Annotated in this window: 9 protein-coding genes and 1 pseudogene; all 10 read right to left on the reverse strand. The window is 63.1% G+C overall.

Features of this window, described 5'->3' with window-relative positions; genetic code table 11:
* Positions 1-80 precede the first annotated feature (80 nt).
* Entirely contained in the window at positions 81-494 is a 414-nt protein-coding gene (locus tag ACXJKH_RS08580) for an ExbD/TolR family protein (RefSeq protein ID WP_038691524.1), read from the reverse strand.
* 3 nt (positions 495-497) lie between these two features.
* A complete protein-coding gene (locus ACXJKH_RS08585) occupies positions 498-923 on the reverse strand; it encodes an ExbD/TolR family protein (RefSeq protein WP_038691526.1) in 426 nt (141 codons plus the stop codon).
* Between the two features lie 57 nt (positions 924-980).
* Positions 981-1,742, reverse strand: a complete 762-nt coding sequence (gene exbB / locus ACXJKH_RS08590; RefSeq protein WP_256776079.1) for a TonB-system energizer ExbB — start codon at positions 1,740-1,742, stop codon at positions 981-983.
* An 85-nt stretch (positions 1,743-1,827) separates the two neighbouring features.
* Positions 1,828-2,496, reverse strand: a complete 669-nt coding sequence (locus tag ACXJKH_RS08595; RefSeq protein ID WP_457319106.1) for an energy transducer TonB — start codon at positions 2,494-2,496, stop codon at positions 1,828-1,830.
* Positions 2,497-2,642: 146 nt separating this feature from the next.
* Positions 2,643-3,845 carry a tetratricopeptide repeat protein gene (locus ACXJKH_RS08600; protein WP_457319107.1) on the reverse strand — a complete coding sequence of 401 codons (1,203 nt, stop codon included), beginning with the start codon at positions 3,843-3,845 and terminating at the stop codon, positions 2,643-2,645.
* A 132-nt stretch (positions 3,846-3,977) separates the two neighbouring features.
* On the reverse strand, positions 3,978-4,784 hold the full coding sequence (locus ACXJKH_RS08605) for a M48 family metallopeptidase (protein WP_457319108.1): 807 nt from the start codon (positions 4,782-4,784) through the stop codon (positions 3,978-3,980).
* Between the two features lie 72 nt (positions 4,785-4,856).
* Positions 4,857-5,708: a CPBP family intramembrane glutamic endopeptidase gene (locus ACXJKH_RS08610; protein ID WP_457319109.1), complete on the reverse strand. Its 852-nt coding sequence runs from the start codon at positions 5,706-5,708 to the stop codon at positions 4,857-4,859.
* Positions 5,709-5,781: 73 nt separating this feature from the next.
* Positions 5,782-8,241, reverse strand: coding sequence for a DNA topoisomerase (ATP-hydrolyzing) subunit B (gyrB, locus tag ACXJKH_RS08615; RefSeq protein ID WP_256776083.1), 2,460 nt, complete (start codon positions 8,239-8,241; stop codon positions 5,782-5,784).
* Positions 8,242-8,355: 114 nt separating this feature from the next.
* The gene (gene recF / locus ACXJKH_RS08620) at positions 8,356-9,453 is read right to left on the reverse strand and encodes a DNA replication/repair protein RecF (RefSeq protein WP_457319110.1); all 1,098 of its coding nucleotides are present in this window, start codon (positions 9,451-9,453) and stop codon (positions 8,356-8,358) included.
* A gap of 945 nt (positions 9,454-10,398) precedes the next feature.
* Positions 10,399-10,722, reverse strand: a pseudogene (locus ACXJKH_RS08625) (DNA polymerase III subunit beta); the annotation flags it as partial.

Below are 10,722 nucleotides of genomic sequence, written 5' to 3' on the forward strand. Positions count from 1 at the left end.
GTTGGCCAGTGGCGGGGCAAAAAAAAACGCCCCTCTTCCAAGGGGCGTTTTCCAGTCGCGTCATGACTGCGTCGTGCGGTTTACTGCTGTACGAAGCCGATCTTCTTCATCTGAGCATTCTTCGCGGCAGCCAACACCTTGGCCATCACGTCGTACTCGGAGTCCGGGCTGGCGTCGATGCGCAGTTCCGGCTGGTTCGTCGGGTCCTTCTGGACCTCCTGTTCCATCCGCTGCTGCAGCTCGCCGGTCGCGACCGGGCTGTTGTTCCACGAGACCTGGTTGCTGGCGTCGATCTTGAGTTCGATCGGCGGCGGCGGCTCGACCAGCTGCGGCGGTGGGTTGAGCACGCGCTGCGGCAGGTCCACGGCGATCGGGTACGTCATGATCGGCGCGGTGACGATGAAGATGATCAACAGCACCAGCATCACGTCCACGAGGGGCGTGACGTTGATGTCGGCCATGGGGCCTTTATTACCACCAGTACTGAACGCCATGGCTTACTGCCCCTTCTCTTTGGTGGCAACGAAGCCAACGTCGAGCATGCCCTGTTCCTGCGCGATCTTCGTCATCTCGTTGATGACGCGCATCTTGGTGGTGCGGTCACCACGCAGGTTGAGGGGCGGCTGCGGAGTCTGCTGGGCGGCGGTCGACAAGCGGGACTCGAGGGTCTGCTTGTTGATTTCCTCGTCGTTCCAGTAGATCGAGCCGTCTTCCTTGACTGCCAGGGTGATCGGGCCCGAACGCTTCTCAGCGTCTTCCGGGTTCTGCACCAGGTTGGCCTCCGGCAGATCCACCTTGACCTTGTGGGACATCAGAGGCGCCGTGATGATGAAGATGATCAGCAGCACCAGCATCACGTCCACGAGGGGCGTAACGTTGATGTCGGCCATGGGGCCGCCGCTGTTACCACTACTGAAAGCCATAACGGGCTCCGTCTAGATCGTGTTGACTACGTTCTCGCTCGGTGAAGCGCGTCGCAATTAGCGGACGCGCGAACCGGTGGCGAAGAAGTCGTGCAGGTCGTGAGCGAACGTATCGAACTTGCTGATCGTGGCGCTGTTGATCTTGCTGAAGAAGTTGAAGGCGAACACGGCCGGGATAGCCACGAACAGACCGATGGCGGTCATGATCAGTGCTTCACCCACCGGGCCGGCAACGGCGTCGATCGAGGCGGAACCGGTGGCACCGATCTTGATCAGCGCGCCGTAGATGCCCCACACGGTACCCAGCAGACCGACGAACGGAGCGGTTGCACCGACGGTGGCCAGCAGGGTCATGCCCGACTGCAGGTTGTTGCTTTCGCGGGTCACGGCCTGACGCAGGGCGCGATCGACGAATTCCGAACGGCTCAGGTTCTCACCCAGGCCACCGGTTGCGCCGCCTTCGGCACGCTGGTGGTGGGCAGCTGCCTGGGCAGCGTCGAGCGCGATCTTGGAGAACGGCTCGGAAGCCGGCTGTTCTTCCATGGCACGGATGGCATCCTGCGCGTTCGGGGTATCCCAGAACAGGCTCACGACCTTGTCGGCCGCGCTCTTCAGGCGGGTTGCACGGAAGATGTTGATGACGGTCCAGTACCAGGACATGGCCGACATGACGATCAGGGTCAGCAACACGACCCAGGAGACGGCGAAGTCACCCGGCTGGGTGGTCATTTCGTGGATCAAGTGCTCGAAGCCCATCTGCGAGAGGGCGTTCGACGGGTTGCCCCCAGCAGCAGCGGCGATGAAGAGTTCCTGCAGCATGACGCTTACCTTTGTTGTGTGTGGTGATGAATGGTGTTGCTACAAATAACCGACGGGACGGTGGCCGGCGGGCCACCGCGAACCATCAGTTCAGCGCAAAGTTGACCGGGACGCGAACGCGACCTGCGACCTTCTTCCCGCCCGACTCCGCAGAACGGAAGCTCCACTTGCGAGCTGCTTCCATTGCGGCGCGGTCGAGGTCACGGTTACGGCTGGACCGTTCGACCGACACATTGGTGACGTTGCCATTGGCATCGACATCAATGATCAGGATGACTTCACCCTGGATACCTGCACGGAAAGCAGCCGGCGGGTAACGCGGGGGGTTCATGTTCTTCGAGGAGATATCGACACTGGCCTCGATCGTGCTCGGCGGCGCGGGCGGCGACGGCGGGCTCGGAGGAGTGACGATGTCGTTCGCACGCGGTTCCGGCACGTCGACCACAGGAGCCTGCGGCGGTGGCGGCACCGGCGACGGCTTCGGCGGCGACAGGTTCTTGACCGGCGGCGGCGGCGTTTCAGTCGGCGGCGGCGGCGGCGGCGGCGGTGGGGGCGGCGGCGGAGCGTCGACCAGGGTCACCATGATGTTGCGTTCCTTCTCCGCAGCAGCCTTGGGGGCCACGGCGGGGATCAGAAGCATCATGAAGGCGGTGAGATGCAGTGCGATTACAAAAGCGATACCCACGATCCGCGGCCAGCTGAAGCCGGTGTCATCGCGTTRTTCGTACCTGTGAACGACTAGTTGTTCCGTCATGCGCCAAGAGCTCATTAGTGGGGCCGGGATACCCGGGGACAGGTAGCCCATGATCAGCGGTGCATGACACCGCAGGAACCTCCAAGCTTATACCAATCCTGAGCGCCTGCGCATCACTGTGGCAGGCATTCAGGCGTTATTCCCACTTACTTCAGGTTGATGATTTTGTCAGCATCCTTGGGGTTCTTCACGCCCTTGGCTTTCGCCTGGCGCGCCGCTTCCTTGGCCTGCGGAATACGACCTTCCTGATACAGCACCTTGGCCAGGTTCAGGTAGGTTTCACCGTCCTTGGAAAGCGGGGCGGCGTTCTGCCACGCCTGGATGGCCTTGTCCGTCTGTTGCGGGTCGGAGTAGTAGTACGCCTGGGCCTGGGCCAGGTACACCTGGTAGTCCGGCTTCAGGATGCCCTTCTGCAACCCATCATTGATAACGGCAATTACGTCCTTTTCTTTGCCCTCGGTGTTGGCATAGATCGAATACAGCTGCTTGTATTCACGTTCGTCGGTGAGCTGACCRGCCGTGTACAGCTTGCCCATCACCGCGCCGGCCTTGTCCATCTGGTCAGCCTGCATGTACATGCTGGCCAGATTGAGCTGGGCCTTCTTGTCGGTCGGGTTCTTGGTGGCCAGCGCTTCGGCCTGCTTGACCGCTTCACCGGTCTGGCCGGCTTCGGACATGGCCGCCATCAACAGCTGGTTCCAGTTGTCCTTCGGCTCGGGCGAGCCGGCGATGGCCTGCTGCAGCACCGGGATGGCATCGGCGTAGCGCTCGGCCTGGTACAGCGCCTGGCCCTTGATGACCAGTTCTTCCGGCTTGGTCGACTTGCTTTCGGCCAGGTACTTGTCCAGCGTGGCCAGGCCCGCGGCGGTCTCGTTGTCCTGCAACTGCAGCTGGGCCAGCATCAGCATCGACTGGAAGTGGCCGTTGTTTTCCAGGCCGTTGAATTCCAGCACCTGCTGCAGGTACTTCTTGGCCGCAGCGGAGTCGTCGGTGTTGTAGGCGGCCTGGGAGCCCAGCTGCGCGGCCAGCGACTTGTCGTAGGTGTTGGCGGCGGGGTTGGCCAGGATTTCATCGGCCAGGGCCCGGGTTTCCGGGAACTTCTGGTCGTTGTAGCTGTCAATCAGCTTCTGCAGCTTGCTGCCGAGCTTGGCCGACGCCTTGAGGTTCGGCTCCTGGCGGGTCGCGTTCGGGTAGAGCGCCTCGGCCTTGGCCTGCTTGTTGCCACCGCTGCGGCCACCACGCTCGGACGAGCGGGAGGACTGGGCGAAGGCATCGGTGACCACGGCGCCACCAATGGCGGTCGCGATGAGGACGGAAAGGACGGCTTGCTTGTGATTGCTGAAAATCATCTTTCACCTCGATCGAACCGCCGCAGCGGCATCAAAACGGACTGTCAGAAAAATCTGAGCCGCCAAACGTATCAGAAACTGATGGCGTGAGAAATCGTTTCCGATGCTGCAATACAGCATCTTTTGCGCTGATCACCCGCACTTCGGCTTCCGCCCCGCTGCCTGCGCCTGCTGGTACACCCCGGCCAGGGCCGGCGCGTCGCGCTGCAGTTCGCGGATACGGTTGGCCGGGTCCGGGTGGGTGGACAGCCATTGCGGGGAGCGCCCGCCACTGGCGGCCATCATGTTCTGCCACAGGTTGACCGCCTGGCCGGGGTCGAACCCGGCCTCGGCCATCAGCCGTTGGCCGACCACGTCGGCTTCGTTTTCCTGGGCACGGGAGCCGGGGAGCAGGAAGGCCGCCTGCGCGGTCATGCCACCAAACTGATTGACAGTGTTGGCCGCACCTTCGCCGCCGGCCGCGCCGGCCAGGAGGCCTGCCACGGCTAACCCTGTGTTCGMTGTCATCTGCCGGGTCAGTCGTTCCTCGTGGTGCCGCGAGATGACATGGCCGATCTCGTGGCCGATCACCGCCGCCAGCTGATCTTGGTTCTTGGCCACGGTGAAGATGCCGGTATTCACCCCGACCTTGCCGCCTGGCAGCGCAAAGGCATTGGGTTCCTTGTCGACGAACACCGCCGTCTCCCACCGTACGCCACGGTACTGTGGCGGCAACTGGGCAACCAGCGCGTTGACCACGCACTGCACATAGCCGTTCTGGCGGCCATCGGTGCTGATCGTTTCCTTCTGCTTGGTCTCGGTAAACGCCTGCGCGCCGAGTTGGTCGAGTTCGGCCTGCGACACACCGCCCACCATCTGCCGGCGCCCGGTGGGCGAGGTGGTGGTGGCGCAGGCACTGACCAACACCGCAAGCGCAACGCCGAACAGCACTGGTTTCATCGCAGGTCCCCCGTGTTCATGTGCCCAGTGTGTAGGGCCCGGATGTAAATTTTCGTCAAGCGGGCGCGACGCTCAGTGAAGGCCAAGGAACACCAGCGCAGCCAGCGCGATCGCGTTGTTGAGTCCATGCGCCAYGATCGGTGCCCATAGCGTACCGGTGCGCTGGTACAACCACGCAAACGCGGCGCCCATGCCGCCGTAGACCAGCCACAACTGGGCGATTTCCCAAGGGCCATTGGCGCTGGTGCCGGGAATTTCATGGATGAGCGCGAACGCCAGGCTGCTCAGCAGCATGCCCAGCCACATGCGGCCGGCCTGCCACAGGCGCCCGAACAGGACGCGACGGAACAGCAGTTCTTCGTAGGCCGGCGCAAGCACAACCGCAAACAGCGCGAGGAACCACGGGAAGCGGGTGAGGGCCTGTTCCATCAGCGCCAGGTTGGTCGGCACCGGTTCGATTCCGGCCTGCTTGGCCAGATAGGCGATGAGGTTGCTGCCGATCACCACGCCGGTGGCGACCAACAGCGTCCAGCCCCAGGTGGAGGGACGGCGTGCGGCCTGCAGCGAGGCGTTGCGTTCGCCGGCATCAGCACGGCGGCGCAGGAAATACAGCAGCAGCGCAGTGCCGCCGGTGGCGACCAGCGCCATGACGATCTGCGCCAGGGCACCGGGTTGGCCCAGTTGCTGGGCCAGGGCGCTGGCGTCGATCGCGTTGCCTTGACGTGCCGCTTCGGAGCCGACGACGGCGCCGCGGTACAGACCCCAGATCAGCCCACTAAGCAGGCTGAGCCCGAACAACGCCACGATGGCGATGCCCAGGTCGATGAAGAAACCCGCGACGGGCGATCGCGGCTTGCCGCCGGATGCGGTGGTTGAGGCAGGGGGCAGCGGAGGCGTGGTGGACGCCGGGGCAGTAGCGGACATCGGATTCCTGGCATCGAAAGGCGATGGCCGGCACGGTTGCAGGTCGCAACCGGCCGGCACTGCTTCGATTGTGTCAGATATCCAGGTTGGCGACCTTCAACGCGTTGTCTTCGATGAAGTCGCGACGCGGTTCGACCACATCGCCCATCAGGGTGCTGAAGATCTGGTCCGCAGCGACCGCATCTTCGATGCGCACCTGCAGCAGGCGGCGGGTGTCGGGGTTCACCGTGGTATCCCACAGCTGTTCCGGGTTCATTTCGCCCAGGCCCTTGAAGCGCTGGATCTGGCGACCCTTCTTGGCTTCATCGAGCAGCCAATTGCGCGCGTCGGCGAAGCTTTCGATCTCCACCGACTTGGCGCCGCGGCTGATCTTGGCGCCGTTGCGGACCAGGCCGTGCAGCAGCAGCGAGGACTGGTGCAGAGCACGCAGTTCGCCGGTTTCGAAGGCCACCAGCGGCAACACCTGGATCATCTGTTCGCCCATGTGGCGACGCGTGACCAGCAGTGCGGCCGGGCGCTCGTCGGTGGGTTCCTGCAGTTCCAGGCTGAAACGCGGCGAGCCCAGGCTGCCCTTGTTGAGGCGGGTAGCCAGCGCGGCCAGACCTTCGTCTGCGCCGGCCTTGCGCAGGTGCTCCAGGTCCATCGGGGTGAAATCGATCAGGGCTTCGAGCACCTGGCGATCGTAGCGATGGGTGTTGCGCGCGATGGTTTCCTGCGCCGAGGCGTAGGAAAGCAGCAGCTTCTCCAGGGCGACGCCTTCGATGCCCGGCTCGCCTTCGGCCGGAATCAGCGACGCGTTTTCCACCGCGCTGCTGGCCAGGTACGCATCCAGCGCCGGGTCGTCCTTGAGGTACTGCTCCTGTTTGCCCTGCTTGATCTTGTACAGCGGCGGCAGGCCGATGTAGATGTGCCCGCGCTCGATCAACTCCGGCATCTGACGGTAGAAGAAGGTCAACAGCAGCGTACGGATGTGCGCGCCGTCGACGTCGGCGTCGGTCATGATGATGATGCGGTGGTAGCGCAGCTTGTCCGGGTTGTACTCGTCGCGACCGATGCCGGTGCCCAGCGCGGTGATCAGCGTACCGACCTGGTCGGAGGCCAGCATGCGGTCGAAACGCGCGCGTTCCACGTTGAGGATCTTGCCGCGCAGCGGCAGCACCGCCTGGTTCTTGCGGTTGCGGCCCTGCTTTGCCGAGCCACCTGCCGAGTCACCCTCGACGATGAACAGCTCGGACAGCGCCGGATCCTTTTCCTGGCAATCGGCCAGCTTGCCCGGCAGGCCGGCGATATCCAGCGCGCCCTTGCGGCGGGTCAGGTCGCGCGCCTTGCGCGCGGCTTCGCGGGCACGGGCGGCATCGACGATCTTGCCGGCAATCGCCTTGGCTTCGTTCGGGTTTTCCTGCAGGAACTCTTCCAGACGTTGGCCGAACGCGCTTTCCACGGCCGGGCGCACGTCGGAGCTGACCAGCTTTTCCTTAGTCTGACTGGAGAAGCTCGGGTCCGGCACCTTCACCGACAGCACCGCGATCATGCCTTCGCGCATGTCATCGCCGGTCAGGTTGATCTTGGCCTGCTTGGCGATGCCGTTCTGCTCGATGTAGTTGTTGAGCACGCGGGTCAGCGCACCGCGGAAGCCGGCCAGGTGCGTACCGCCGTCCTTCTGCGGGATGTTGTTGGTAAAGCAGTACATCGTTTCCTGGTAGGAATCGGTCCACTGCAACGCCACATCCACGGTGATGCCGTTGGATTCGCCGGTTACCGAGATCACGTTCGGGTGCAGCGGGGTCTTCAGCTGCGCCAGATGCTCCACGAAGCTGCGGATACCACCTTCGTAGTGGAAGTCGTCGCGGCGGCCGTCGCCACGCTCGTCGGCCAGGACGATCTTGACGCCGGAATTGAGGAAGGACAGCTCACGCAGGCGACGGGCCAGGATGTCGTAGTGGAACTCGACGTTATCGTGGAACGCCTTTACCGACGGCCAGAAGCGCAGGGTGGTGCCGCGCTTGGTGCTGGCTTCGAGCTGCTTCAGCGGATTGACCGCGGCGCCATCGGCAAATTCCTGCTGGTAATGGAAGCCGCCCTGGAAAATATCCAGGACCAGCTTCTGCGACAGGGCGTTGACCACGCTGACGCCGACGCCATGCAGGCCGCCGGAGACTTTGTAGCTGTTGTCATCGAACTTGCCGCCGGCGTGCAGGACGGTCATCACCACTTCGGCCGCGGAGACTTCGCGGTCGAGCTTCTTGCTCATCTGCTCGTGCTTGCCGGTGGGGATGCCGCGCCCGTTGTCGGACACCGAGACCGAACCGTCGGCGTGGATGATCACCGATACGGCGTCGGCGTGGCCGGCCAAGGCTTCGTCGATGGAGTTGTCGACCACCTCGAACACCATGTGGTGCAGACCGGTACCGTCATGGACGTCGCCGATATACATACCGGGACGCTTGCGAACCGCCTCCAGGCCTTCCAGGGCGGTAATGCTGTTGGCGTCGTAGTTGCCGCTATTTGCCGGGGTGTTCTGTTCTTCAGTCATTGCGCTTGCCGTAGGCTCCGCAGGTCGGGCCGCCACCGTGAGGCGGGGCGCCGAGTAATAAGGGGTTGCAACAGCAATTATACCAGCCGGGCACCGTGGCCCTCCGGGAGCCCACTATGGCACAGGCTGGACCTGTCCATGTTCCACGTGGAACCGGGTGATATGCGTTGCGTCGTTAAGCGCTGCCGGTATCTCGGTGGCGGTGATGAATATCTGCGCGGGTCCTGCCTTCAATCGGTCCAGTACCCGCGCCTGGTGGGTGCGGTCGAGTTCTGATGCCAGGTCATCAAGCGCGATCACCGGCCATTCCCCACGCTGTTCGGCGTAATCCTCGGCTTGGGCGAGCAGGCAAGTGAGGGCGGTGAGCTTGGCCTGCCCGCGCGACAGGGCGTCACGGCCGGGAATGGTGGCAAAACCCACGCTCCAGTCCGCGCGATGCGGACCCACCGAGGTGTAGCCGGCCATGCGGTCGCGTTCGCGCGCCAGCAGCAGCGCATCGGACAGGGACAGTTCCTGCTTGCGCCAGCCCGGATTGAGCGTCATCGACTGGATATCGAGGTTAGGCGCAAGCGCTTCGGCCAAGGCGATGGTGCGGTCCTGCAGGCGTTCGAGGTAATGCTGGCGACGCGTGGTCAACGGTTCGCCGGCCTCGGCCAGTTCTCGATCCCAGGCGTCCAGTGCGTGGGGATGCCCGCCCTGCTTGAGTAGCGCATTGCGCTGCTTGAGGGCACGCGAGTAGCGCCGCCACAGGGAGAGGAAGTCTGGTTCCACGTGGAACAACCCCCAGTCGAGGAAGCGCCGACGCGGTTCACCGCCACCGCTGACCAATGCGTGGCTGCCCGGCTCGAACGTCACCACCGCCAGCGCAGCGCAAAGATTGCCGAGCTGGGCAACATCCTCGCCATCCAAGCGACCTTTCCAGTCCTGGCCGCTGTGGCGCAGTCCTGCTTTACGCCGCGTGGAACTTGGCGCGCCTTCGCGCTGCTCGTCCCACTCGACGAACACCTCCAAAGCCTCCTGCCCTTGCCGCACCAGGCCATCGCGCACCCGTCCGCGGAAGCTGCGCCCGTACGCCATGACATGCAAGGCTTCCAGCACGCTGGTTTTGCCCGCCCCGTTGTCGCCGGTAATCAGGTTGATGCCCGGTTGGGGCGCCAGTTCCACGTGATCGAAGCGGCGAACCTGGTGCAGGGACAAACGGCGGATGTGCATGCGGTCGATCAAGGCCGCACGAGGCGGCAGTCGGGTAGGGGGAATCGATCAGCTTACTGCATCGGACCGGTTCCACGTGGCCGGCGATGCAAACGCCGCACTTGGGCCGATATGCCGGCACTGGGGGCTTATGCCCGGAAGGGCGTCTGTCAGCGACCGCTCTGGGCACCCCGAATTCTTTGAAATCTGAGGCGCGAGCAGGGCGGGTGCCGTGCAGATTTGAAGAAATTGCGCGCGTTTTACGCATCGCTCTTCTAGGCCGAACGTCGGCTTGGGCGCAAATCCTTCAAATCTGGACGGGCCACCCAGGCCTGCATATCCAGATCTGACGAGATTCAACGCCTTTGCCGCTGGCTATCCACAGGGGTCATGTATTGCTTCTGCACAACTACTGTAGCGGCTGTGGATAAAAAGTGCCCTTTTAGAAGGGCTGAAAGATATCCACAGGATGACCCCCAGGCCCAGACCCTCTTTTACAGGGGGTTTCGAGGTCAATTAACCCTTATATTTCAACTAGATAAGGTACTTTTCAACCAAATCTGGCCCTACCACCACCACCTAGCTTTAGATTTATATACAGTTTTTAAAGCATAGAGCTGTGATCCAGCGGGCGAATCAGGAGCCGTCCGACCGCGGATCAGGCCGAGGCGAAACCACACGCAGCTGCTTCAGGATCGGGCGAGATTCGAAGAGGATGGTCTGCTGGCAATCGGTGCGGATCCTTTGAGGCTTGTGTTAGCGAAGCAAGGCAGTTCAGCGCGAGCGGTGCGACTCTGATTACCGACCGCTGCCGTCCTGGCCAACGTCGACGCGGTTTCGGGTTCACCCCATGATGATTGCCAATGCTCCACGTGGAACATGGATCATTCGAAGGCTGAAAAAAAAACCCGGCACGAGGCCGGGTTTCTTCAAAACATCGGTTCCACGTGGAACCAAGCGCTCAGGTCACAGGCGCAGCGGCATCACCACATGACGCGACTTCTCGCTGCTGGCTTCGCGGACCAGGGCCGACGAGTTCGAATCACGCAGCTGGATCACCACGAACTCATCGCGCAGTGCCGACAACGCGTCCAGCAGGTAGTTCACATTGAAGCCGATGGCCAGATCGCTGACCGTGGTATCGGCCTCGATCTCTTCCTGGGCTTCTTCCTGCTCCGGGTTGTGCGCGCTGATCTTGAGGTTGCCCGGCGAGACTTCCACGCGGATACCGCGGTACTTTTCGTTGGACAGGATCGCGGCGCGCTGCAGCGAGGCACGCAGTGCTTCACG

It is taken from the genome of Stenotrophomonas sp. P5_B8, assembly GCF_054049855.1.

What these genes read in the sequence shown, in the direction of transcription:
- ACXJKH_RS08580 (WP_038691524.1), bottom strand. Translation starts at nt 494, where the DNA reads ATGGCGTTCAGTACTGGTGGTAATAAAGGCCCCATGGCCGACATCAAC.
- ACXJKH_RS08585 (WP_038691526.1), bottom strand. Translation starts at nt 923, where the DNA reads ATGGCTTTCAGTAGTGGTAACAGCGGCGGCCCCATGGCCGACATCAAC.
- exbB (WP_256776079.1), bottom strand. Translation starts at nt 1,742, where the DNA reads ATGCTGCAGGAACTCTTCATCGCCGCTGCTGCTGGGGGCAACCCGTCG.
- gyrB (WP_256776083.1), bottom strand. Translation starts at nt 8,241, where the DNA reads ATGACTGAAGAACAGAACACCCCGGCAAATAGCGGCAACTACGACGCC.
- recF (WP_457319110.1), bottom strand. Translation starts at nt 9,453, where the DNA reads ATGCACATCCGCCGTTTGTCCCTGCACCAGGTTCGCCGCTTCGATCAC.